Annotated in this window: 21 protein-coding genes, 1 pseudogene and 1 riboswitch; of the genes and pseudogenes, 15 read left to right on the forward strand and 7 right to left on the reverse strand. The window is 60.3% G+C overall.

What is annotated here, in order from left to right; translation table 11 throughout:
* Window positions 1-10: 10 nt before the first annotated feature.
* The 4 genes from HQN82_RS20680 to argE all read right to left on the reverse strand — a co-directional run bounded on the left by HQN82_RS20680 (window position 11) and on the right by argE (window position 4123).
* On the reverse strand, window positions 11-1474 hold the full coding sequence (locus tag HQN82_RS20680) for an aldehyde dehydrogenase family protein (protein WP_173615776.1): 1464 nt from the start codon (window positions 1472-1474) through the stop codon (window positions 11-13).
* Between the two features lie 192 nt (window positions 1475-1666).
* Window positions 1667-2023 carry a cupin domain-containing protein gene (locus HQN82_RS20685; RefSeq protein ID WP_173615777.1) on the reverse strand — a complete coding sequence of 119 codons (357 nt, stop codon included), beginning with the start codon at window positions 2021-2023 and terminating at the stop codon, window positions 1667-1669.
* 30 nt (window positions 2024-2053) lie between these two features.
* On the reverse strand, window positions 2054-2977 hold the full coding sequence (locus HQN82_RS20690) for a 2-hydroxyacid dehydrogenase (RefSeq protein WP_173615778.1): 924 nt from the start codon (window positions 2975-2977) through the stop codon (window positions 2054-2056).
* Between the two features lie 21 nt (window positions 2978-2998).
* Window positions 2999-4123: an acetylornithine deacetylase gene (gene argE, locus HQN82_RS20695; protein WP_173615779.1), complete on the reverse strand. Its 1125-nt coding sequence runs from the start codon at window positions 4121-4123 to the stop codon at window positions 2999-3001.
* A 224-nt stretch (window positions 4124-4347) separates the two neighbouring features.
* Here argE and HQN82_RS20700 point away from each other — a divergent pair, with 224 nt between their 5' ends.
* The 5 genes from HQN82_RS20700 (at window position 4348) to HQN82_RS20720 (ending at window position 9042) form a co-directional block, all read left to right on the forward strand.
* On the forward strand, window positions 4348-5226 hold the full coding sequence (locus HQN82_RS20700; RefSeq protein WP_173615780.1) for a GNAT family N-acetyltransferase: 879 nt from the start codon (window positions 4348-4350) through the stop codon (window positions 5224-5226).
* 124 nt (window positions 5227-5350) lie between these two features.
* A riboswitch (cobalamin riboswitch) is annotated at window positions 5351-5584 on the forward strand.
* A 158-nt stretch (window positions 5585-5742) separates the two neighbouring features.
* The gene (locus HQN82_RS20705) at window positions 5743-6774 is read left to right on the forward strand and encodes an ABC transporter substrate-binding protein (protein ID WP_173615781.1); all 1032 of its coding nucleotides are present in this window, start codon (window positions 5743-5745) and stop codon (window positions 6772-6774) included.
* Window positions 6771-7799 carry a FecCD family ABC transporter permease gene (locus tag HQN82_RS20710; RefSeq protein ID WP_173615782.1) on the forward strand — a complete coding sequence of 343 codons (1029 nt, stop codon included), beginning with the start codon at window positions 6771-6773 and terminating at the stop codon, window positions 7797-7799. Before HQN82_RS20705 ends, HQN82_RS20710 begins: the two co-directional genes overlap by 4 nt.
* Window positions 7796-8593, forward strand: a complete 798-nt coding sequence (locus HQN82_RS20715; protein ID WP_173615783.1) for an ABC transporter ATP-binding protein — start codon at window positions 7796-7798, stop codon at window positions 8591-8593. The genes HQN82_RS20710 and HQN82_RS20715 overlap by 4 nt, the downstream gene beginning before the upstream one ends.
* Window positions 8590-9042 (forward strand): pseudoazurin, encoded by a 453-nt coding sequence (locus HQN82_RS20720; protein ID WP_173615784.1) that lies wholly within the window; start codon window positions 8590-8592, stop codon window positions 9040-9042. Before HQN82_RS20715 ends, HQN82_RS20720 begins: the two co-directional genes overlap by 4 nt.
* Before the next feature lie 143 nt (window positions 9043-9185).
* Here the strand turns inward: HQN82_RS20720 and HQN82_RS20725 are convergent, their stop codons facing one another.
* Window positions 9186-10010, reverse strand: coding sequence for a class I SAM-dependent methyltransferase (locus tag HQN82_RS20725; protein WP_173615785.1), 825 nt, complete (start codon window positions 10008-10010; stop codon window positions 9186-9188).
* 113 nt (window positions 10011-10123) lie between these two features.
* Here HQN82_RS20725 and HQN82_RS20730 point away from each other — a divergent pair, with 113 nt between their 5' ends.
* From HQN82_RS20730 to HQN82_RS20760, 7 genes and pseudogenes are all read left to right on the forward strand, one after another.
* Window positions 10124-11257, forward strand: a complete 1134-nt coding sequence (locus tag HQN82_RS20730; protein ID WP_004438321.1) for an ABC transporter substrate-binding protein — start codon at window positions 10124-10126, stop codon at window positions 11255-11257.
* A gap of 98 nt (window positions 11258-11355) precedes the next feature.
* Window positions 11356-12495, forward strand: coding sequence for an ABC transporter substrate-binding protein (locus HQN82_RS20735; protein ID WP_173615786.1), 1140 nt, complete (start codon window positions 11356-11358; stop codon window positions 12493-12495).
* The gene (locus HQN82_RS20740) at window positions 12492-13559 is read left to right on the forward strand and encodes a FecCD family ABC transporter permease (protein WP_173615787.1); all 1068 of its coding nucleotides are present in this window, start codon (window positions 12492-12494) and stop codon (window positions 13557-13559) included. Before HQN82_RS20735 ends, HQN82_RS20740 begins: the two co-directional genes overlap by 4 nt.
* The gene (locus HQN82_RS20745) at window positions 13553-14305 is read left to right on the forward strand and encodes an ABC transporter ATP-binding protein (RefSeq protein WP_173615788.1); all 753 of its coding nucleotides are present in this window, start codon (window positions 13553-13555) and stop codon (window positions 14303-14305) included. The genes HQN82_RS20740 and HQN82_RS20745 overlap by 7 nt, the downstream gene beginning before the upstream one ends.
* Window positions 14306-14408: 103 nt before the next feature.
* A pseudogene (locus HQN82_RS20750) lies at window positions 14409-14591 on the forward strand (hypothetical protein); the annotation flags it as partial.
* A 14-nt stretch (window positions 14592-14605) separates the two neighbouring features.
* Window positions 14606-16453: a type I secretion system permease/ATPase gene (locus HQN82_RS20755; RefSeq protein WP_173615789.1), complete on the forward strand. Its 1848-nt coding sequence runs from the start codon at window positions 14606-14608 to the stop codon at window positions 16451-16453.
* Window positions 16440-17753 (forward strand): HlyD family type I secretion periplasmic adaptor subunit, encoded by a 1314-nt coding sequence (locus tag HQN82_RS20760; RefSeq protein WP_173615790.1) that lies wholly within the window; start codon window positions 16440-16442, stop codon window positions 17751-17753. Before HQN82_RS20755 ends, HQN82_RS20760 begins: the two co-directional genes overlap by 14 nt.
* Window positions 17754-17777: 24 nt before the next feature.
* On the opposite strand, the gene HQN82_RS20765 is transcribed toward HQN82_RS20760, so the two are convergent.
* Window positions 17778-18698: an SMP-30/gluconolactonase/LRE family protein gene (locus HQN82_RS20765; protein ID WP_173615791.1), complete on the reverse strand. Its 921-nt coding sequence runs from the start codon at window positions 18696-18698 to the stop codon at window positions 17778-17780.
* A gap of 33 nt (window positions 18699-18731) precedes the next feature.
* Window positions 18732-19445, reverse strand: coding sequence for a GntR family transcriptional regulator (locus HQN82_RS20770; protein ID WP_173615792.1), 714 nt, complete (start codon window positions 19443-19445; stop codon window positions 18732-18734).
* A 103-nt stretch (window positions 19446-19548) separates the two neighbouring features.
* Between HQN82_RS20770 and HQN82_RS20775 the strand changes: the two genes are divergently transcribed.
* Genes HQN82_RS20775 through HQN82_RS20785 form a run of 3 tightly spaced genes read left to right on the forward strand, consistent with a single transcriptional unit; the run spans window position 19549 to window position 22680 of the window.
* A complete protein-coding gene (locus HQN82_RS20775; RefSeq protein WP_173615793.1) occupies window positions 19549-20601 on the forward strand; it encodes a Gfo/Idh/MocA family protein in 1053 nt (350 codons plus the stop codon).
* Window positions 20594-21610 carry a Gfo/Idh/MocA family protein gene (locus HQN82_RS20780; RefSeq protein ID WP_173615794.1) on the forward strand — a complete coding sequence of 339 codons (1017 nt, stop codon included), beginning with the start codon at window positions 20594-20596 and terminating at the stop codon, window positions 21608-21610. Before HQN82_RS20775 ends, HQN82_RS20780 begins: the two co-directional genes overlap by 8 nt.
* A complete protein-coding gene (locus HQN82_RS20785) occupies window positions 21607-22680 on the forward strand; it encodes a Gfo/Idh/MocA family protein (protein WP_173615795.1) in 1074 nt (357 codons plus the stop codon). Before HQN82_RS20780 ends, HQN82_RS20785 begins: the two co-directional genes overlap by 4 nt.
* Window positions 22681-22688: the final 8 nt, after the last annotated feature.

Raw genomic sequence — 22688 nt, forward strand, 5'->3', positions numbered from 1 at the left:
ATTTCCCCTGTCACAGTCCAATCAGAACGCTCTTGCTCTTGCGGTTGGCGAGATAGGCTTCCCGTCCGAGATCCTTGCCGATGCCGGAACGTTTGTAGCCGCCGGTAGGCAGAATGTGGTCGCGCGAGCGGCCGTAACGGTTGACCCAGATCGTACCCGCCTGGATGGCGCGGGACAGGCGCATGACGCGTGAGACGTCACGGCTGAAAAGACCCGCCGCCAGACCGTAGGTCGGATGATCGGAAAGCGAAAGAGCCTCTTCTTCCGTGCGGAAGGTCTGCAGCGTCAGTACCGGCCCGAAGATTTCCTCGGTCACGGCGGGGGAGGTCTGGTCGACATTGGCGATCAGTGTCGGCTGGTAGAAATAGCCGGGGCCATCCATAATCGCGCCGCCGGTAAGGCATTCGCCGCCATGGGAGACCGCCGCCTGCACGATACCGTCGATGCGCTTGCGCTGAACCTCGGAGATAATAGGCGAATATTGCGTTGCCTCGTCCCAGGTGGGCCCGGGCTTCACCGTCTTCATGCGGGCGATGATCGCGGCGGAGAGGGCATCTGCCGCACTGTCCTCCACGAGGATGCGTGAGCCGGCCACACAGGCCTGCCCGGCATTGGAGAGAATATTGCCGGCGATGGCCGTCGCCGCCTTTTCGATATCCGCATCGGCGAAGACAATCTGTGGGCTCTTGCCACCAAGTTCCAGCGTCATGGGCTTGATCCCTGTACGGGCGATATTGGCCATGATGGCGGCTCCCGCGGCGGTGGAGCCGGTGAAGCTCACCTTGGAAATCTCGGGATGGCCGGTGATGGCGTTGCCCGTGACGGGACCGTCGCCCAGCACGATGTTGATGAGGCCGGCGGGTAACCCGGCCTTGATCGCCAGCTGCGCCATGAAAATACTGGAGAAGGGCGTCATCTCCGAAGGTTTCAGCACCACGGCATTGCCTGCCGCGAGCGCCGGGCCGAGCTTCCAGCCAGCCATGGAGACCGGAAAATTCCACGGTGTAATCGCACCCACCACGCCATAGGGCTCCGTCATGATCATGCCGAGGCTCGTGTCGTCGGTCGGCACCAGATCGCCGCCTTCCTTGTCGGCGAATTCGGCGAAGAAGCGGATTTGCTCGGCGGTAACGGCGATATCGCCGGCGATCAGTTGGCCCACCGGCCGGGTCGAGGACAGCGCCTCGATCTTTGCCAGCGTCTCGGCCTCCTGCTCTATCAGGTCAGCCCAGCGTTGCAGGACCCGGGTGCGCTCGCGCGGGCGCACGCCGCCCCAATTGCTACTTTTCAGTGCGGCCTTGGCCGTTTGCACCGCTTCATCCACCAGGTCTGCATCCGCCTTCGGGCACCCGGCATATGGGGCCCCGTCCGATGGGCGGTGCATGTCGATACCGTTTTTAGCGGTGACGAGCCGGTTGCCGATGAAGTGGCCGATCGGCAGGGACAGGCTGTCTGGATCGAAGCTGAGTGTCATGGGAAATCCCCTTTGGATATGCCCTCAAAGCTAATTCCTGTCGGCAAGCGAAATCGACCGACTGCAGCCGTGGCAGTGAACGAAAATCCCGTTTTACCGTTGCCAGACAGCGCAATCTTCGGTGCGTGCTGCCTGTGGTCTCTCGCCGGTTCCCGTTATCGCGGGCAACCTGGAAAACCGGCGAGATACGCCTCATCCGTTCACTGTGACGTAGATTTTGCGCACTGTCTCAATGGTCTTCCAGACGCCGACGAAACCAGGTTTCATCACGAAACTGTCGCCCGCCGTATAACGCTGCGGTTCGCCGCCATCAGGGGTGATTTCGATGACGCCGGCCAGAATATGGCAGAACTCGAAGGTCTCACCTTTGATGGAACGGCTTTCACCCGGTGTCGCTTCCCAAATGCCTGTCTTCACGGTTCCGTCGCGAGCTTCGTCAAGCGCCCAGGTCTTGAACGACGGATCGCCTGCAATGAGGCGTCCTGGCAGCGCCTTGGAGGCCTTGGGCTCGAAGTCGGGGTTGGTATCGATGGGCTTGAGAAGCGGCATGGATTTTCCTTTCTGAAACAGGCTTGATGATCAATATCCGCGGCGGCGGTCGACAAGGCCGAGCGGTTGAAGACCGGACTCGTGGCGTTTGATGTTTTCGACAACGGTGCGTGCCGCGGAATGGGGCTGAGTGACGCTGGCGATATGTGGCGTCAGGAGAATCTTAGGATGGGTCCAGAAAGGATGGTCTTCGGGCAACGGCTCCGGGTCCGTAACGTCGATCACTGCACCCAAGAGCCGGCCTTTATCGAGCGCATCGAGGAGCGCGCCGTGATCGAGCTGTCTGCCACGTCCGGCGTGAACAAGTCCCGCGCCATCGGGTAAGAGGCTCAGGCGTTCGGCGTTGAGAAGCCCGGTGGTCTCGTCCGTCAGCGGCAGCAGGCAGATGAGGATGTCGCTGGTGGAGAGGATGGCTTTCAGCCCGTCGTCGCCATGGTGACAGGTGACGCCATCGATCTCTCGCGGCGAACGGCTCCAGCCGGCGAGCGGAAAGCCGAAAGGTCTCAACCGCTCCAGCGCTGCGACGCCCAGCATGCCGAGGCCAAGAACGCCAATCCGGCAGTCTTCTGCCTGCCGTTGCGGCAGCGCCTTCCACAACTGCTGCCGCTGCTGTTTCAGATAGGCGGGGAGATTGCGGTGAAGGGCGAGCACGCCGAGGCAGATATATTCCTGCATCATGCGGATGATCCCCTCATCCACCATGCGTACGACTTTCACCGTCTGCGGGACCGTATCGATGTGAAACTGGTCCACACCGGCCCCGATCGAAAAAAGGATTTCGAGGTTGCGATAACGCGCTATATCCTCCGGCACCGTCCAGGTGATGAGGTAACGGACCGCATCGGGATCGACCTTGGAGGGATCCATTGCGAAGGGCAGATCCGGCAATTTGTCAGCCAGGGCCTGCCGGAAGATTTCGCCGCGTCTGGCGTCGGAGTTAAAGAGAAATGTCATCTGATCCGTGGTCTCGAGTGTTCAAGCCGTGCAGCGCCGGCCGAGCGTTTCCAGCATGGACTGGCAGGCGGAAAGTTCGCCCGCTGTTATGAATTCGTCCGGTTTATGGGCGCGGCCAATATCACCGGGGCCGCAGATGATGGCGTCGATGCCCGCAGCCTGAAAGAGCCCGGCCTCTGTGCCATAGCTGACGGCCGCGAGACCGGGAGTGCCGGTCAGTTCCTCCAAAAGCGAGGCGAGCGGGGCCTCGGCGGGAAGCGACAGCGCCGGATAGGCGCTCATCGGCAGCCATTCGATATCGACACCTGTCGCGGTGAGTGCCTCCACGCTACGTCGTACCGGCTCCAGCAAGGCGATTGGCGAGACACCTGAAATAGCCCTTGCCTCCAGTTCGATGGCGCAATGATCGGGAATGATGTTGATCGCCTGTCCGCCGTTGACGGTACCGATCTGCACGGACGAGTAGGGCGGCTCGAATGTCTTCTCGAAAGGACCCCGGGTCAACGCGTCTGCCGCCTCCACCGCCGTCGCGATGATGCCTGCCATCAGATGAATGGCGTTCACTCCCTGATCGGGCCGTGAAGAATGGCCTGACCTGCCACGGATGCTGACCCGCGCCGCGGCTTTTCCCTTGTGGGCGCGCACGGAACGCAAATTGCTGGGCTCGCCGATAATGGCGCCCGCCGGTGGCGCGCACAGTTCCGGCAGGCGCGCGATGAGATGGGGAACACCGCGGCAACCTGCCTCCTCGTCGTAGGAAAAGGCGATATGCACGGGGCGCTCAAGCGTCATGCGCGAATAGGCAGGCGCTGTGGCGAGGACGGTTGCGAGAAAACCTTTCATGTCGGTCGTCCCGCGTCCGTAAAGCTTGTCGTTTTCCGTTCTCAGCCGGAAAGGATCGGAAGACCATTCCGGTTCTCCGGCGGGTACCACATCCATGTGCCCGGACAGAATGTAACCGGCCCGATCGGCCGGTCCGAAGGTGGCGAAGAGATTGGTGCGGTCTCCCTCCGGCCCCGGAATCACGGATACTCTTGCGCCATGGCTTCCCAAATATTCGGCAATCCATCCGGCAATGTCGCCATTGGCCGTTCCCACCACGGACGGAAAGGCGACGAGACGCTCAAGGATTTCGATTGCGTTCATGGTCGTCCCCGTTGGCCCGTTATGATGGCCGCATTGCTCATTGCAAAAGCTTAGAACGGCCGAAGGCGTTTATCTGCTGAAAAGCGAGGTATTTCGGTAGATTGTTGTGTCCTTCCAGTGCTTTCAGAAAATTCGTGCTGGCATGGCTCGTTATCCTCGGACGTCATGGCTTGGACGCCGGGAACGCTGGTTCCTCGCGCTGGAGGGAGTGAGAGCCGTTTGCGATGGAGCTGCTCAAAGTCGATAGTTTCGAGTTGCGGACCGTGGATATTGCCGATGTCGAGGCAGATCGTCTGCACGCCCTCTCCATGGCGGTCGGATGGCGCTATCACGCCAATGAATGGTGTTTCCTGCGGCAATGCGGTGTCGGTCTCGCTGCGCTGGACGAGATCGACCGTGTTGTCGCGACAGCGATGCTCTTTCCCTATGATCAGGGTTTCGCGACGCTCGGCATGGTCATTGTATCGCCACGTCTGCAGCGGCATGGCGTGGCGCCCTGGCTGGTGCAGCAGCTTCTGGCAAAATACCCGGCAACCGTCTTGCGGCTGAACGCCACGGGCGTGTCACGTCGTCTTTTTGCAGGGCTCGGCTTTTCAGGAGATGCGGAAAAGGTGCAGCTGTTTCGGGGCAGGGTGCGCTCCCCCGTGCAGACACCGGGGCTTGGCAGAAAACAACGGATCGAGCCCCTCTCGGAAGATCATTTGTCGGCGGTCATGACGATTGACCGGGCGGCTTTGGGCGTATCGAGGCGGGGCGTGCTGCAACCTCTTCTGCGCGGCAATACTGGCTATGGCCTTTTCGAGGTCGATCGCCTGGTGGCTTTCGCGCTACGGCGGGCGGCCGGGCGAGGTCACATCGTCGGTCCGGTCGTCGCAGTTGAGGAGAAAGATGCGGTCGCGCTGGTGAGGTGGCATTTTGCCGATCTGGACGATCAGCTCGTCCGTCTGGATGCCGTGCAAGACCAAGGCGTATTGACCGATTTTCTGACGCAATCCGGCCTGGTCGTGATCGAAACTCTTACCACCATGTCGAAACAGGCGCCGCAGCCTGCCGGTTCGGGTCCGGCGAGGATTTTCGCCCTTGCGGGTCCATCGCTGTGCTGAAGCGCAGTTTTGAACCGCCTCAATCGACTGATTATGTGATGGTCCTGTTTCGGGCGTCGCCCGACGCGATGCGTTCCGCTGCGCTGGAAACATGCTTTGATGATTGACGCACTGCCCCTTGACCCTTATGTGAGAAAGCGACGGTTCCTGCAGCCGAAGGGCGAAGGGATTAATAGGGAACACGGTGCGGGTGATGATTATCGCCCAATGCCGTGGCTGCCCCCGCAACTGTAAGCGGATTGCCGCTCATCCTCGTGACGCCGATGGCGTCATGCCACTGCATTCTCCGGAATGCGGGAAGGCAGATGAAAGGCGCAAATCCGCGAGTCAGGAGACCTGCCGTCAAAATATAAACCATCGTTACGGGCGGGGAAGCCCGGAAGAGGAGATTGTAATGTTATTTCATAACATTTGGTTTGCGTCCTGTTACCGTTCTCCGTACAAGACGTTCCGTGGTTGCTGCGCGTTCTGACGCCGCTGCTCTGGAACAAGCGATTTCATTCGATTGGAGAACACATGTTTCATTCTGGACGCCTGCCGGTCCGCGCCGGCTTTCTCGCTGCTGCGCTTGCAGTTCTGCCCGCCGCCACCGCCAATGCTGCGGAAACGGCATATCCTTTGACAATCAAAAGCTGCGGTCACGACATCACCTTCAAGCAGCCGCCCGCCCGCGCCGTCTCAGTCGGCCAGAGCACGACTGAGGTTCTTTATCTGCTCGGGCTGGCCGACAAGGTCGTTGGCACGGCCCTGTGGATCGGCCCGGTCCTTGCGGGCTATGAGGAGGCCAATGCCAGGGTGGAGCGTCTGGCCGACAATGATCCAAGCTTCGAGGCCGTCGTTGGAAAGAGGCCGGACCTCGTCACAACGCAGTTCCAGTGGCAGATCGGCCCCGAGGGCGTTGTCGGTACGCCTGCGCAATTCGCCGAACTCGGCATTCCCGTTTACACCTCGCCGGCAGATTGCGTCGGCAAGGACAATTCCGGGGGCGGCGACGGCGTGCGCAAGACCGGCTTCACAATGGATTTGATCTATCAGGAAATCCGCGACCTCGCGCAGATTTTCAACGTCCAGGATCGCGGCGAAGAAGTGGTCAATGATCTCAAAAAACGGGAAGAGGCTGCCCGCGCAAAGATTGCTTCCGCAAACGGCAAGCTTTCCGCCGTGTTCTGGTTCTCCAGCGCGGAACTGGATATCGACCCCTATGTGGCGGGCCGCAACGGCGCGCCCGGCTACATCATGTCGGCGCTCGGCCTGAAGAATGTGATCGAGAGCGACGAAGAATGGCCAACGGTCGGTTGGGAAACCATCGCCAAGGCCAATCCTTCGGTGATTGTGGCCGGAAAGATGGACCGCCGCCGTTTCCCGGCTGACGACATCGCCGTCAAGCAGAAATTCCTCGCCACCGATCCCGTGGCCAGCATCATGCCAGCTGTCAAGGAAGGTCACGTCTTCGAGATGGATGCCCAGGCGATGAACCCGACCATCCGGACGATCGAAGGCATTGAAACGCTGGCTGAGGCAATTTCGGCTGCCGGTCTCGCCAAGTGAGCGGGTTTTCAATCCATCTCGGCAGAGGAGGGCTGGTTTTTGTCGCGCTCGCCCTGCTGCTCGGCGCGCTGATGGCCGGGGCGGCCATTGGCGAAACCGCCATTCCATTGGATGTGGTGGCGAAAACCATCGCCAACCGGGTGTTTGACGCCGGTTATCCGCTGGAGCCGCTGGATGAGGGAATTGTGTGGAGCTATCGTCTCAGCCGCGCCGTCGTGGCCGCCTGCTGCGGGGCTTCGCTGGCGCTTGCTGGCGCGGTTCTACAATCGCTGCTGCGCAACCCGCTTGCCGACCCCTATATTCTCGGTATTTCCGCGGGCGCCTCCACCGGAGCGGTGGGCGTCGCCCTTCTCGGCTTTGGGGCGGGCTTTCTGACAATGCCGGCGGGGGCACTGATCGGTGCCTTCGTCGCATTCTCGCTTGTCAGTCTTCTGGCGGTGCGTGCAGGGCACGGCAACAGTGCCATCATCCTGGCCGGGGTGGCCGGTTCGCAACTGTTCAATGCCATGACGTCCTTCATCGTCACCAAATCCGCCAATGCCGAACAGGCGCGCGGTATAATGTTCTGGCTGCTGGGGAACCTCTCGGGCGTGCGGTGGCCGGATGTGTGGCTGGCCCTGCCGGTCAGTGTTGCCGGTCTTGCGGTTTGCCTCTGGCACGCCCGGGCGCTTGATGCTTTTGCCTTCGGCGGGCAGGCGGCTGCCTCGCTCGGCATTCCGGTGCGGCGGACCTATGCAGTACTGATCTCGGTTTCGGCGATCATGACGGCGGTGATGGTCTCGCTGGTCGGGTCCATCGGCTTTGTCGGCCTCGTCATTCCCCACGCGGCACGCATCTTCGTCGGCGTCCGCCATGGGCTGCTGCTGCCGGTGACAGCATTGACCGGTGCGGTATTCATGATCATCGCCGATATTCTCTCCCGCATTGTCATTCCCGGGCAGGTGCTGCCCATCGGTGTCATCACCGCGCTTGTCGGCGCGCCCGCCTTCGCCTTCATCCTCGGACAGAAGAGGGGACGTTCGTGAAGCTATCCGCTCATGACCTGAAATTCCGCGCAGGCAATATCGACATCGTACGCGGTGTCTCGCTCGATGTCGGCTCCGGAGAGTTTCTCGGCATAATCGGCCCGAATGGGTCCGGTAAAAGCACGCTGCTCTCCATGCTGGCCGGCATCCGCAAGCCGCGCCAGGGTCACGTTATGCTCGGCGGCGAGCCGCTCGCCTCCCTCGGACGGCGTGAACTCGCCCGCCGGCTGGCTTTTGTGGAGCAGCAGGCCGAAACCACCGAGCGCATCACCGCACGACAGGCGGTGGAATTGGGGCGCACGCCCTATCTCGGTCCACTTTCTGCGTGGTCTGCGCATGACGACGCGATCGTCGAGGCCGCGCTCGATAATGTCGACATGGCCGACAAGGCGGAGCGCAGCTGGCACCACCTTTCCGGTGGTGAGCGCCAGCGACTGCATATCGCCCGCGCATTGGCGCAGGAGCCCAATATTCTGCTGCTGGACGAGCCGACCAATCACCTCGACATCGGCCACCAGATCGGCTTGCTCGATCTGGTGCGCCGGCAGGGATTGACCGTTGTGGCGGCCCTTCATGATCTCAATCACGCCGCCATGTTCTGCGACCGCATCGCCATTATGCATCGCGGTGAGATGATCGCCATCGGCGCGCCGCGCGAAGTCCTGACGCCGGCAACAATAGCGTCCGTCTTCGGAGTGGAATGCGTTGTGACGGTTGATGGAAGCGGCTTTTCGCACATTCGTTTTCTGCCGGCCCACGGACGGGTCGATCATGCAAGAAAGGTCATGGCATGATGAAATTGCTGAGGCTTGCAAGAGTTGCAGGCGTTGCCGTGCTCATGGGGTCGGGTTTATCCGCACATGCCTCGGCAGAAACCTTCGAGGTGAAAATGCTGAACAGGGGCAAGAAGGGCCCAATGGTGTTCGAGCCCGATTTTCTGGAGATCACCGCCGGTGATCGCGTACGCTTCGTGCCGACCCACAAGAGTCACAATGCCGCGACCGTTGAGGGGATGGTTCCTGAAGGTGTGGAAGGTTTCAAAAGCCGGATCAATGATGAATTCGAGACTGGTTTCGACAAGCCGGGTTTCTACGGTATCAAATGTTCACCGCATTATGGCATGGGCATGGTCATGCTGATCAAGGTCGGCGATGCGACCCTGCCGCAGAGCTACCGGACGGTCGACATGCCAGCGCGGGCAAAACCGCGTTTCGAGGAACTTTTCGAGCGCGCGGAAAGATAAGGGGCCGGTCAGGCCGTGCAACAGGGCCGGGAATGATCCGCCCCCAGTCACCGTTGCGCATTGGTCATCAGAAGACAGTCTTCTACGGTCAGCGACTTGACGCTCTGGATCTCACGGTCAGGCCTGAGGACACAGACGGAGCCTCAGGTTTTGCCTGTGATGTCCGGCTTCACCGCGCAGACTGCATAACGATGCTGCAGCCCCCGGAGTATACCTTTCAGCAGGCTGAAATTTTTCGCCTGGGCGCGGTGAATGGCTTGGAGTTCCTGATCGATTGCGACAGGTTCGAAACCCGTCTGTCGCAGAAGCGCTGCAACCTCGCCGGCTCTCGCACCGTTTGAAAAATAGACACGCGACAGGATGCTGGTGAAGGTGTTTTCCGGATCCGCTGGCTTGTGCGGCTGATCCGGTTTGACCAACCCCAAGCCTTCGAGACCTGCCGCAAGTTTCTTTACCAGTTTTTCGCGCCAGCTGGTATTGACGAAATCGCCATCCACAATCAGCAGGCGTCCACCCGGTTTCAGCACTCGGAACCACTCCGCGAAACTTGCCCGTGGATCGACCAGCGTCCAGACCAGATGGCGGGTAATGATAACATCGGCGCTCTCATCCGGCTCCATCGTGTTTTCGGCATCGCCGACGAAGAAACGGATGCTACGCCCACGGCTTTTTGCTTTTTCACGGGCAAGCGCCAGCATCGTTTCGGACCAGTCCATGCCGGTAACCTGAAATCCGAGATCGTCCATGAGGTGAGAGATGACGCCGGTTCCGCTGGCAAGATCGAGCGCGCTGCGCCCCTCACCCGGACCAAGATGTTTCAAGATCAGCGCGTGCCACGCCTCGCGCTCCTCTTCGGAGAAAATTTCATGGCCGGGGGACAGGTCGAAAGTCGCGGCGCGGCCGGACCAGTAGGCTTTGATTTCGTCTCTCAGGCTATCGTTTTTGCCATATTCTATGGTGTCGATCATTGGTCTTCAGCTCATGTGCCGGTCAGTTAAGAATGGCTCTAAAACATAAATGTTGACTAGTACAGTCAGAAAATAATACAGCCGCGCCAGTCAACACTGGAGAGCAATATCCGATGCGCATCTCAGCCAAATCTGCGGCATTTGCCCTTGGCCTTCTCGTATCTGCGGCATGGCCGGCATTGGCCGAAAAGGTTACCGTCAAGGACGTTACCGGCCGGGATGTCGAAGTCAACGTTCCCGTTTCGCACGTCATTCTCGGCGAAGGCCGGCAAATTTACTTCCTGGCGGCGCTCGACAAGGAAAACCCTTTCCAGCACGTGGTCGGCTGGCGTGACGATCTGTCGAAGGCCGATCCGGAAACCTACGACGCCTATCTCGCCAAATACCCCGATATCGCCAAGCTGCCGACTTTCGGCGGCATGAAGGACGGCACCTTCGATGTCGAGCAGGCCGTTGCCCTGAAGCCCGACGTCATTCTGATGAACATCGACGCGAAGACGGCGACCGAAGAGGCAGGTTACATCGAAAAGCTCGCAAAGGTCGGCATTCCGCTGGTCTATGTCGACTTCCGCGAAAAGCCGATGGAAAACACCGAGCCGAGCATGCGTCTGATGGGCAAGCTGATCGGCAAGGAAAAAATCGCGGAAGACTTTATCACGTTCCGGGCGGAATCCATCGCGAAGGTAACGGACACGCTTGAAAAGGCAAATCCGAAGAAACCTGTAGTGTTCATGGAGCGTGCCGGCGGTTACTCCGACGATTGCTGCATGTCTTTCGGCAACGAGAATTTTGGCAAGATGGTGGAGCTGGCGGGCGGCATCAACATGGCCAAGGATATTATTCCGGGCACCTTCGGCACCGTCAATCCTGAGCAGATCATTGCCTCCAACCCGGAGCAGATCATCATCACAGGCGGCAACTGGAACGGTTATGTTCCCGGCGGCAACTGGGTCGGCGTCGGTTACGGCGCGGATGTGAAGGAGGCCCGTCGCAAGCTGGAAAACCTGACCAAACGCCCGGCTTTCACAGGCGTCCAGGCCGTGAAGGATGGCAATGTCCACGCCATCTGGCACCAGTTCTATAACAATCCCTATCAGTTCGTGGCCATTCAGGAAATCGCCAAGTGGCTGCACCCTGATCTCTTCAAGGATCTCGATCCCGAAGCCACGTTCAAGGAACTTCACGCCCGCTTCCTGCCGCTTGACTACAAGCCCGGCTACTTCGTTTCGCTGAAGGACGCGAAATAAGACAGGGACGGTGAAGGAGGAGCGCCGGTCCACTCGATGGATGAAGCCGCAGCCACGCGGCTTCATCGTTTTGTTTTGAACTTGATGAGGACCTTCTCATGCGGCTCAACGCCCTCAGGCATCTTGCGATGCTGGCCTTCTCCCTTCTCACTGTCGCGGCTCATGCGGGGGAGATCACCGATGTCACCGGACGCAAGATCGAGCTGGACCTGCCGGCCAAGCGTGTCATCGTTGGCGAGGCGCGTCAGGTTCACGTCATCGCGGCGCTGAAGGGCGACCGGACGTTCGATACCATTGTTGGCTGGCGTGACGACCTGCTCAAGAAGGACCCGGACAGCTACGCCGCCTACGTCGAGCGTTTCCCCGAGATCGAGAAACTGCCGCGCTTCGGTTACGTGCCGCAGGGGGATTTCAGCCTCGAGTCGGCCATCACGCTTTCGCCTGATGTCATCACACTCAATCTCGAAGCGGAGAAATCAGCCAAGGAAAGCGGTTTCGAAGAAAAAGCCGAAGCTGCCGGTATCAATGTCGTCTATCTCGATTTTCGCATCGATCCCGAAAAGAACAGTGAAGCCTCGGTCGAAATCCTCGGCACGCTCTTCGGCGCCGAAGAGCGTGCGAAGGAGTTCATCGCCTATCGCCGTGCCGAAATCGCGCGTGTGACCGACCGGCTCGCCAGCGTCAAGGACTTGAAGCGCCCTAACGTCTTCATTGAGCGTTCGCCCGGCATTTCTGGTGAAAACAACTGCTGCCGCACTTTTGGCCCGGCCAATTTCGGTGCCATGGTCGATCTCGCCGGTGGTCGCAATATTGCCGATGGCATCATCAAGACGACCTTTGGCGACCTCAATCCCGAACAACTCGTCGTTGCCGATCCCGAGCACGTGATTGCCACAGGTTCGAACTGGGCGGCTGAATCCGACATCAATCAGTTCGTTCCCGTAGGGCGCGGTGCGGATATGGCTCTTTCCCGTGAGCGACTGGCCAACCTGATGAAGCGCACGCCGTTTCCGGAACTGACGGCCGTCAAGCAAGGCAATGTGCACGCCGTCTGGCACCAGTTCTATGGCGCGCCTTACGAGTTTTTCCCGATCCAGCAATTCGCCAAGTGGTTTCACCCGAACCTCTTCTCCGATCTCGATCCGGAAAAGAATTTCGAGGAGTTTCACCGGAAATTCCTTCCCGTCACCTACAAGCCCGGCTATTTCGCCTCGCTCGAAAAAGGTTTGAACCAATGAGTTCGCTGAATGAAAGCGTCGTTGCCGTCAGCGGGCGCGATCAATATCGCGCCCTTGCCGCGCGCAGGATCGTCATCCTCTTCGGGCTTTTCATCGCCCTATGTTTCAGCATGGCCGCAGACATGGCGCTCGGTCCGGCTCGCTACACCCTCTCCGAAGTGCTTGCGACCATCGCCGATCCGGCTGCGGTGGGAAACCAGCTGCGTGTGGTCATCTGGGACATCCGCATGCCGATCGCGCTGATGGCGGTCACCGTCGGCGCGTCGCTTTCGGTGGCGGGCGCTCAGATGCAAACCATCCTGTCGAACCCGCTCGCCAGTCCGTTCACGCTCGGCATTTCGGCCGCCGCAAGCTTCGGTGCGGCGCTGGCGCTCATCGGAGGAGTGGCGATCTTTCCCGGCGCCGTGCACTACATGGTGCCGATCAATGCCTTCATCATGGCAATGGTTGCGGCCCTCTTCATCCATTTCGCGTCGACCCTTCGCGGTGTGACGGTTGAAACGATCGTGCTGCTTGGCATCGCACTTGTCTTCACCTTCAATGCGGCGCTGTCGCTGCTCGAATACCTCGCTTCCGAACAGGCTCTTGCCGCCGTCGTCTTCTGGACCATGGGCAGCCTGACGAAGGCGACCTGGGACAAGGTCTACGTCACCGCCGCCATTCTTCTCGTTACCGTGCCGATGTTCATGCGCAATGCCTGGGCGCTGACGGCGCTCAGGCTTGGCGATGACAAGGCGGCCAGCATGGGCATCAATGTGCGCCGTCTGCGGCTGCAGACGATGCTGACGGTCAGCCTGCTGGCCGCCATTCCGGTTTCTTTCGTCGGCACAATCGGTTTTGTCGGGCTGGTGGGGCCGCACATCGCCCGCATGCTGGTGGGTGAAGATCAGCGCTTCTTCCTGCCGGGCTCGGTGATCTGCGGAGCATTGCTGTTGTCTGCAACCTCGGTCATCAGCAAGATACTCATCCCGGGCGCTGTTCTGCCGATCGGCGTCATCACGGCGCTGGTGGGCGTACCTTTCTTTTTCGCGCTTATTTTCGGTAACAGGAGACGCGCATGGTAGCCCTCGCATTAAAGGATGTTGGCGCGGCCTATGGGCGCACCACGGTTCTCTCCAAGGTGGGCATCGATACGCTCGAAAGCGGTAGCGTGACGGCGGTGATCGGCCCGAATGCCGCCGGCAAGTCGACGCTTTTCAAGCGCATCGCCAGCCTGATCTCCGGTCCCGGGCTGGTCGAACTTTCCGATACCGCCCGTGGAGACCGCGCCATCTGCTACATGCCACAGGACACCGGCGCAAACGCGGTGCTGACGGTCTATGAATCCGTTCTGCTTTCCGCCAAGCAGGGCGGCGGCTGGCGTGTTCAGGATCATGAGTTGCTCGAGATCGACGCCATTCTCAAGGCGCTGAAAATCCATGACCTTGCCTTCCGCGGGCTTGGCGAATTGTCAGGCGGCCAGCGCCAGCTGGTCTCGCTGGCACAGGCGCTTGCCCGCAAGCCGGAGGTGCTGCTGATGGACGAGCCGACTTCCGCACTCGATCTCCACCGGCAGATCGAGGTTCTGGGCTTCGTCACCGAACTCGCGCAGAAGACAGGCATGATCGTTCTGATTGCGCTGCATGATCTCAACCATGCGCTGCGCTATTGCGAGAAGACGATGGTGATCGCACAGGGCGAAATGGTGGTGAGCGGCAGCACGGAAGCGGTGATAACATCCGACATGCTGCGCGAAATCTATCGCATCGATGCACGTATCGAACCCTGCTCGCAGGGCAGGCCAATGGTCATCGTCGACGGGGCAATCTGACGATGGAAGAGCCCGGCTGCAAAAATTGCCGGGTTCCCAGGTAGCTCGGGCCATGGGCCCGCGTCGGCGCACTAATTCTCGATGATGAGGATGGTACGGAAAGCTCGATGTATCCGCCTGGGGCGCAACATCGGTGGACGATTTGTTGTGGTATGATGATAATGGAAATGCCGTTATCCTCTCGGCCATAGACACGTCCGTCTCAGTCACGCTGAACGGCGTCGATGTCAATGTACTCGACGCATCGGACTTCATTTTCGCCAGCGCATCGGCGCTTGCCGCGTAAAGGAAAAACCGGCTGTGGGCTTTCAAAACCAGCAGCAGACACCGCCGCAGTCCTTCACTGCGGCGGTCGTTTCGCCCCTCAAGACTACGTTTTTCGGCCTCACGCTCGTCAGCGGTGTTGTCAACATATTGGCGCTGACGTCGCCGCTTTTCATGTTGCAGATCTATGACCGGGTACTGGCAAGCGGCAGTCTGCCGACCCTGGTCGGGCTCGCGCTTCTTGCTCTCGGGCTTTATGGTTTCCAGTGCCTGCTCGATATCATCCGTGCCCGTGTCCTGATCCGTATCGGCGAAGACTTCGACCTGCGCTACTCCCGCAGAGTGCATGATGCCGTGGTGCGCCTGCCGCTCGTCAACCGCATGCCGGGTGACGGCCTCCAGCCGCTGCGTGATCTCGACAATGTACGCGGCTTTTTATCCGGCACGGGTCCGACTGCCTTTTTCGACCTGCCGTGGATGCCGCTTTATCTCGGCATATGTTTCCTGTTCCATTTCTGGATTGGTGTAACGGCGCTCGGCGGCGCTGTGCTGCTGGTCTCGCTCACAATTTTCACCAATATCTTTTCTCAAAAACCAATCCGCGACACCATGCTGGAAAACATGGTCCGCAACCGGCAGCTGGAGGCCTCCCGCCGCAACGCAGAGGTGGTGCAGGCCATGGGGCTTGGTGGCCGGCTCGGTAAACGCTGGCAAAATTCCAACGAGGCCTACCTCGCTGCCAATCGCAGGGCGGGCGATGTGGCAGGTGGCCTCGGCAATATCGCAAAATCGCTTCGGGTCGTTCTACAATCGGCAATTCTTGCTGTCGGCGCTTGGCTCGTCATTGAGCAGGAAGCCTCCGGCGGCGTGGTGATCGCCAGTTCGATCATGATGGGCCGGGCACTGGCGCCTGTCGATCTCGCCATTTCCAACTGGAGGTCCTTCGCGGCCGCCCGGCAGAGCTGGGCACGGCTGAGAGAGCTTTTTTCGCAAATGCCGGCCGATGCCGCTGCCATGGCCCTGCCGAAGCCAGAGAAGGAGTTACGGGTCGAGAATGTCACCATCGTTCCGCCGGGCGGGAAAAAGCCCATCGTTGCGGGGCTCGGTTTCGTCGTGACAGCCGGAAACGCGCTCGGCATCATCGGTCCGTCAGGTTCGGGCAAATCGACGCTATCGCGCATTCTCACCGGCGCGTGGATGCCCGCCGCCGGCAAGGTGCGGCTTGATGGCGCAAGCCTCGATCAGTGGGACCGGGAAGCGCTTGGCCGCCACATCGGTTATCTGCCGCAGGGTGTGGAACTTTTTGAAGGCACCATCGGCGAGAATATCGCCCGTTTCGCGGATAACCCAGATCCCGAAGACGTCATCGCTGCAGCTAGGGCTGCCGGCGCACATGAGCTGATCCTGCGCTTCGAAAAGGGGTATGACAGCGATATAGGCGAGGCGGGTTCAGCTCTCTCCGCCGGACAGCGCCAGCGCATCGGTCTGGCCCGCGCTCTTTATGGCAATCCCTTTATCGTGGTGCTGGATGAACCCAACGCCAATCTTGACGCGGAAGGCGAGGCGGCAGTGGTCCGGTCGATTACCTCCGTCAAGGCGCGCGGTGGTATTGCCGTTGTCGTCGCCCATCGGCCAAGTGCCATCGGTGCGGTGGATTTCATCCTGATGATGGAAGAGGGTAGGATGAAGGCCTTTGGCCCGCGCGACGAGGTGCTGTCCAAGGTGCTGCGTGTTCCGCAGGGGCAGGGCGGCAAAGGTTTCACCGCATCCGCGCAAACGGTCTCACCGCTGCGCGTCGTGGCCAATACCCAGGCCCGGCCCGCCGGGCTGGAAGACGGCCGTGAAGAGAACAGCCGGCAGGGAGAGACGGATGTCAAAGATTGATCAGCGCAGCAGCGTTTCCCGCTCCATCCGCAAGCATCTCTTTGCGGGACTCGCCGCAAGCATTGCGCTTCTGGCCGGTGTCGGCGGCTGGGCCGCGACGACCCGTCTTGCCGGTGCAGTCGTTGCCTCCGGTCATCTGGTGGTGGATTCGTACACGAAAAAGGTTCAGCATCCGAGCGGCGGTGTCGTCGGTGAAATTCTTGTGAATGAGGGCGAGAGGGTGAAGGCCGGCGATGTGGTCATGCGTCTTGATGCGACGCAGACCCGTGCCAATCTCGCCATCGTGACCAAGCGCCTGGACGAACTGACTGCACGCATGGCGAGACTGGAAGCCGAGCGGGACGATTTGCCTGAACTTGTCTTTCCGCAGGCTCTGGTGGCGCGCATGGATGACCCGAATGTCGCTTCTGCCATGCGCAGCGAAACGAAGCTGTTCGAATTCCGCAAGTCCTATCGCGAGGGCAGGAAAGCGCAGCTGTCCGAGCGCATCACCCAGTTCGAACATGAGATCGAAGGTCTGAAGGCGCAGGAAGTGGCCTATGATAACGGGCTTGCGGTGTTGCAGGCTGAAATTGCCTCGCAGAAATCCCTGCGCGAACAGGGCGTCGTCTCCGTGCAGCGGCTGAACAGCCTGCAGACTCAGGCCGCGACGTTCGGCGGGGAGCGCGGCGAAAAAATCGCCTATCAGGCACAGACTGCGGGGCGCATCACCGAAACCAAGCTGCAGATCCTTCAGATCGATCAGGAATTGCGGACCGAGGTCGGGAGCGAACTGCGCGAAATACAGGCCCAGATGGGCGAATTCGTCGAGCGCAAGGTTGCCGCCGAAGATCAATTGAAACGCATTGATATCGTCGCGCCGCAATCCGGCACTGTGCATGAAATGGCTGTGCATACGGTGGGGGGCGTCGTAACGCCGGCCGATCCGATCATGCTGATCGTACCTGACGGAGATGACCTTGCGCTCGAGGTGCAGATTCTGCCGAAAGATATCGACCAGCTTCAGGTGGGGCAAAAGGCCATGCTGCGCATGACCGCCTTCAACCAGCGTGTCACGCCGGAGCTGGAAGGTCATGTCAGCCGCATTGCGGCGGATATCACGACAGATCAGCGCACCGGGCTCTCCTATTATCTGGCACGGATTTCCGTGCCGGTTACCGAGCGGAAGAAGCTGAACAATGCGCCGCTGGTGCCGGGCATGCCCGCCGAGGCCTTTATCCAGACCAGCGAAAGAACGGCACTGTCCTACATCGCCAAACCGCTGACGGACCAGATCAGCCGCGCCTTCCGGGAGGACTAGGAATTCGAACCCGACCTGAGGGCGTTATCCACCTTCGCCAAAGCGGAAGCCGGCGAACCCCCTCGTTTGCGTCGGGATGGCCCAGACGCCGCCCGAAAATGGCGCTTTCTCAAGCCGGTCTTCGGACATGTTGTGGCGGTGCGATGTCAGGAAAAGGATGCTGAAATCAGGCCCTCCAAAGCAGGGCATCGTGGGGTGCGGTACAGGAGCTGCGATCACGTTCGCCAGCTTGCCATCGGGCGTGAAAATGTTCACCACGCCGGCGGAAACGCCCGCGCTGTAATAGTTGCCGCTGCTATCGAGACAGCCGCCATCGGGTCTTCCTGTTTCTTCGGTCATCCGGGCCACCTGTACGCCCTCATCGAAGCTGCCGTTCAGGCGGTCGAATTTTCGCCGGCGTATCCATTTCTGGACGGAATCGCTTTGCCACATGATCGATCCGTCGGAAGAAAAAGCGAGGCCGTTCGGGCATGTCAGCCCGGTCTGCATGCGCTCGGCGCTTTTTTCGGTGATCCGCCAAAGCTCGCCATGGGGCTCCATGTCCGAAAGCGGCACATTGTGCATTGTTCCCACCCAGAAAGCGCCGTCGGGGCCGATCCGTCCGTCATTCAGCCGGCAGGGGATGCCTTCGGGTGCCGGAATGGAATGGAGGAGACGCGTTTTGCCGCTGTCCGGATCGAGGATGACGATGTCCATGCCACAAGCGACGATGAGTTCGCCGTTCTGGCGAAGGCCGAGACTTGAAACCGTCCTGGGGAACGGCCATTCTTGATAGAGGCCGTGCTCAAGACCTGCGCACCGCACGGTCTTTCCGAGAATATCGCACCAGAAAAGCACCTGTCGCCGCTCGTCCCAGACAGGAGATTCCGCCAGTGTACTCATCGTGTCGCACAGAAGTTTCGTTTGCGACATGGCAAGCGCTTGTCCGGGATTTGCCGTATTCATGATGTTCGAACCGTTGAAAAAGATGCCGCAGAATTACTCGAAATAGTCCTGGTGGTTCTCGAAGACTTGCGAAAGAATGCCGAGGACACGTCTCAGATGTTTGCGCAAGTTATCGGTCGCGCGGACTTCGTCTCCTGCCCTGATTGCGTCATATACCGCCTCATGTTCGGAAAGCAGGCGTGCCATGTGCGCTTCGTCGGTTATGGCGAGTGCGCGCAGTCGATCCAGCCCGGCCTTCTCGCGGATCAACAGGGACTCCAGTCTTTCAAGCCCCGTCGCGGCGGCAAGCGCGCTGTGGAACTGGTCGTCATGAACGCGGAAAGCCTTTCTGTCTCCATTGCGCATTGCTGCCCGCTGGCCGTTCAGGGCGTGTTCGATCTCCTGTTCCGCTTCCGCAGTCAGGCCGATCTGGCACAGCCTGCACACTGCCGCCACCTCAAGTGCCTCGCGGATGAATTGCGCGCTGCGGATGTTCTTTTCCGATAATCTCGAAACATAGGTGCCGCGGCTTGGCAGCGTCACGATCAAACCATCGTCGCGCAGACGGCTCAGCGCCTCCCGCACCGGGGTTCGGCTGGACTTGAACGACTGTCCGATTTCGTTTTCCGAGACTGCCTGACCGGGAAAAAGCTCCCGCGAAAGGATGGCGGATTTCAGCGCGGAATAAATCTGGTCCACGACCGGACGGTTGAGGTCCAGTCGCTCCATTGTCGGCACGGTGCCGCCTGTCACGGGAATTTTCGGCATATACCCTCCAGCGTTCTCGTAACCGGTATACCGGAACACAAGTCTGTTGACAACCGGCATACCGGTATGCAAATAATTGCACATTGGGAAGGAGGCTCCCGAAATGCAAAATATCAAGACCTGCGTCATCGTTGGTGCCGGAATGGTAGCGAAGACGCATGTGCTTGCCTGTGCGGCAAGCCCTGAGAAAATTCGCCTTAAGGGCATCGTGGATGGTGGTTCCGGCCGCGCCAAGGCGCTGGCCGCCGAAGCGTCGAAACATACCGGATATGAAGTGGTCGTTTACTCCTCGGTCGAGGAAGCGGCGCGCGATGCGGATGTCGATTTCGCCATCATCGCGACACCGCCGAATGCTCGCATCGATATCGTTGGGCGGCTCGCGAAAGCCGGCAAGCACATCCTGATGGAAAAGCCTGTCGCCAGAAATACGCAGGAAGCCGACGGTCTCGTCGCCCTGTGTCGTGACGCGGGTGTCACGCTTGGCATCATCTTCCAGCACCGCATGCGGGCTGCATCGCAAAAAGCCCGTGAGCTCGTTGATGGCGGCACGCTCGGAGCGATGGGCCTCTGCGAAATCTCCGTGCCGTGGTGGCGCGCGCAATCCTATTACGACGAACCGGGTCGCGGCACGCTGGCACGCGATGGCGGCGGTGTTCTGATCTCCCAGGCAATTCATACGATCGATCTGGCATTGAGCCTGACGGGGCCGGTGGCCCGTGTTCAGGCCATGGCTGCGACGACGCGGTTCCATCGCATGGAAACCGAAGATTATGTTTCTGCCGGGCTGCGGTTCAAGAACGGTGCTGTCGGCTCGCTCGTTGCAAGTACTGCAAGTTTCCCCGGCGCTGCGGAATCGATCCTGCTGCATTTCGACAATGCCAGCCTTCGGCTCGCTTCGGGTCTGTTGCATCTCGACTGGCGCGATGGCCGGCAGGAGACTTTTGGCGGCGCTGCCGCTGGCACGGGCGGCGGCGCCGACCCCATGGCTTTTACGCATGAATGGCATCAGGGCGTCTTCGATGATTTCGCAGACGCCATCTCTTCAGGACGCCCGCCGGTCGTCACCGGTGAAGCGGCTCTTTTGTCTCACAGATTGATCGACGCGATCATCAACTCGGCCGACACCGGCAAGGAAGTGGAACTGCAGGATGAGTAAAGCAATCAAGTTCGTCGCTCTCGGGATTGAGCACCGGCACATTTTCGGCATGGCCCAGAACCTGCTGGATGCCGGCGCCGAATTTGCCGGCTGGTGGACAGAAGGCGAGCCCGATGTCGTGGAAGGTTTCGTAAAGCGTTTTCCGAATGTTCCGCGCGCCGCTTCGAAGGAAGCCCTGCTTGCGGATGGCACCGTCGATCTCGTCGTTATCGCCGATATTCCCTCCAAGCGCGCCGATCTCGCGATTGCCGCCATGGAAGCCGGCAAGGATGTCATGTCGGACAAGCCGGGCTGCACCACATTCGAACAGCTCGACCGCCTGCGCCAGACGGTGGCAAAGACCAAGCGCATCTGGACCGTGGATTTCTCCGAGCGCTTCGAAGTGCCGAGTGTGACCAAGGCCGCTGAACTCGTTGCCCAGGGCGCCATCGGCCGTGTCATCCAGACTGTCGGCCTCGGCCCGCACCGCCTGAACCGCCAGATCCGCCCGAAATGGTTCTTCGAGCGCGAAGCCTACGGTGGTATCATCACCGACATTGCCAGCCACCAGATCGACCAGTTCATGTTCTTCACGGGTTCGACCGAGGTTGAGATCGTGTCTGCCACCGTCGCCAATTACGCCAACCCAGGCGATCCGGGCCTGCAGGATTTCGGCGAAGTTGTGCTGCGCGGCGACAAGGGCCACGGCTATATTCGCGTCGACTGGTACACGCCGGATGCGCTGCCGACCTGGGGCGATGGCCGCCTGACCATTCTCGGCACCGAGGGCTACATCGAACTGCGCAAATATGTCGATGTCGGCAACACCGAAGGCACGGATCGCCTCGTTCTCGTGAATGGCGACCGTTGCGAATATATCGATGCCTCCGGCGCTGGTCTGCCCTATTTCGCCCGTATCTGCGACGATATCCGCAACCGCACGGAAACGGCGATGACGCAGGAACATGTCTTCAAGGTCTGCGACCTGTCGCTGCAGGCACAGGCCAAGGCTGAGGGGGCCTCGAAATGATTGGTGTTGCCATCATCGGCGCCGGCATCGGCGCCCAGCATCTGAGCGGCTATCGGGCATTGCCCAATCGCTTCGTCGTCAAGGCAATCTGCGATCTCGATCTGGAGCGCGCGCGCTCCGTCGCCGGCGATGATACCTCCATTCATCTCACCACCGATCTCGATGAGGTTCTGGCCGATGAGAGTATCCAGCTGATCGACGTCTGCCTGCCGCCGCACCTGCATTTTCCGGTGACTCTGAAGGCGCACGCGGCGGGCAAGGATGTGGTCTGCGAAAAACCGTTGGTCCGCTCTCTGGAAGAAGCCAATGCGCTGATCGATTCCGTCAAGAAGACCGGTCGCGGCGTGTTTCCCGTGTTCCAGTATCGCTTCGGGCACGCCATGCGGCAGCTGCGCGCGCTGATCGATGCCGGTCTTGCCGGCAAGGCCTTTGTCGCTAGCTCGGAAGTCCATTGGAACCGTGGCGCGAGCTATTACGACATCCCCTGGCGCGGCACCTGGAAGGGTGAGTGCGGCGGTGCAATCCTCGGTCACGCCATCCATGCCCATGATCTTCTCTGCCACGTCCTCGGCCCGGTCGAGGAAGTTTTCGCCATGGCCGATACACGCGTCAACAAGATCGAAACCGAAGATTGTGCAGCACTCAGCTTCCGCATGAAAAGCGGTGCGCTGGCAACCAGCTCGGTGACGCTTGGTGCCGCCGAAGACACGTCGCGCCTGCGTTTCTGCTTTGAGGGCTTCACGGCGGAAAGCGGCACCTTGCCGTATCGTCCGGCGGAAGACACCTGGCGTTTCATTGCCCGCGCCCCGACGACGCAGGATCAGATCGACTCTGTTCTGGCGACCGTAGCGGATGGCGAAAACGGCTTTGCCGGTTTTGTCGAAGCCATTGCCGACGCGCTGGAAGGACGCGGCGGCAAGGAAGTGACGGTTCATGACGGCTTGCAGTCCATCGAACTCGTGACGGCCATTTACCGGTCGGTCCGGGAAGGAAAGCCGGTTCGCCTGTCCGACGCCGCCGAAGGCGATTGGATCAAGGGCTGGGCTCCGAGCGCATACGCCAACGCATAATCATCTAA

The sequence above is a fragment of the Agrobacterium pusense genome, assembly GCF_013285525.1.
Taxonomy (GTDB): domain Bacteria; phylum Pseudomonadota; class Alphaproteobacteria; order Rhizobiales; family Rhizobiaceae; genus Agrobacterium; species Agrobacterium pusense.

Bases quoted from the DNA above. Each gene is read 5' to 3' on its own strand.
- HQN82_RS20680 (WP_173615776.1), bottom strand. From the start codon at position 1,474: ATGACACTCAGCTTCGATCCAGACAGCCTGTCCCTGCCGATCGGCCAC.
- HQN82_RS20685 (WP_173615777.1), bottom strand. From the start codon at position 2,023: ATGCCGCTTCTCAAGCCCATCGATACCAACCCCGACTTCGAGCCCAAG.
- HQN82_RS20690 (WP_173615778.1), bottom strand. From the start codon at position 2,977: ATGACATTTCTCTTTAACTCCGACGCCAGACGCGGCGAAATCTTCCGG.
- argE (WP_173615779.1), bottom strand. From the start codon at position 4,123: ATGAACGCAATCGAAATCCTTGAGCGTCTCGTCGCCTTTCCGTCCGTG.
- HQN82_RS20700 (WP_173615780.1), top strand. From the start codon at position 4,348: ATGGAGCTGCTCAAAGTCGATAGTTTCGAGTTGCGGACCGTGGATATT.
- HQN82_RS20705 (WP_173615781.1), top strand. From the start codon at position 5,743: ATGTTTCATTCTGGACGCCTGCCGGTCCGCGCCGGCTTTCTCGCTGCT.
- HQN82_RS20720 (WP_173615784.1), top strand. From the start codon at position 8,590: ATGATGAAATTGCTGAGGCTTGCAAGAGTTGCAGGCGTTGCCGTGCTC.
- HQN82_RS20725 (WP_173615785.1), bottom strand. From the start codon at position 10,010: ATGATCGACACCATAGAATATGGCAAAAACGATAGCCTGAGAGACGAA.
- HQN82_RS20730 (WP_004438321.1), top strand. From the start codon at position 10,124: ATGCGCATCTCAGCCAAATCTGCGGCATTTGCCCTTGGCCTTCTCGTA.
- HQN82_RS20735 (WP_173615786.1), top strand. From the start codon at position 11,356: ATGCGGCTCAACGCCCTCAGGCATCTTGCGATGCTGGCCTTCTCCCTT.
- HQN82_RS20740 (WP_173615787.1), top strand. From the start codon at position 12,492: ATGAGTTCGCTGAATGAAAGCGTCGTTGCCGTCAGCGGGCGCGATCAA.
- HQN82_RS20745 (WP_173615788.1), top strand. From the start codon at position 13,553: ATGGTAGCCCTCGCATTAAAGGATGTTGGCGCGGCCTATGGGCGCACC.
- HQN82_RS20760 (WP_173615790.1), top strand. From the start codon at position 16,440: ATGTCAAAGATTGATCAGCGCAGCAGCGTTTCCCGCTCCATCCGCAAG.
- HQN82_RS20765 (WP_173615791.1), bottom strand. From the start codon at position 18,698: ATGAATACGGCAAATCCCGGACAAGCGCTTGCCATGTCGCAAACGAAA.
- HQN82_RS20770 (WP_173615792.1), bottom strand. From the start codon at position 19,445: ATGCCGAAAATTCCCGTGACAGGCGGCACCGTGCCGACAATGGAGCGA.
- HQN82_RS20775 (WP_173615793.1), top strand. From the start codon at position 19,549: ATGCAAAATATCAAGACCTGCGTCATCGTTGGTGCCGGAATGGTAGCG.
- HQN82_RS20780 (WP_173615794.1), top strand. From the start codon at position 20,594: ATGAGTAAAGCAATCAAGTTCGTCGCTCTCGGGATTGAGCACCGGCAC.
- HQN82_RS20785 (WP_173615795.1), top strand. From the start codon at position 21,607: ATGATTGGTGTTGCCATCATCGGCGCCGGCATCGGCGCCCAGCATCTG.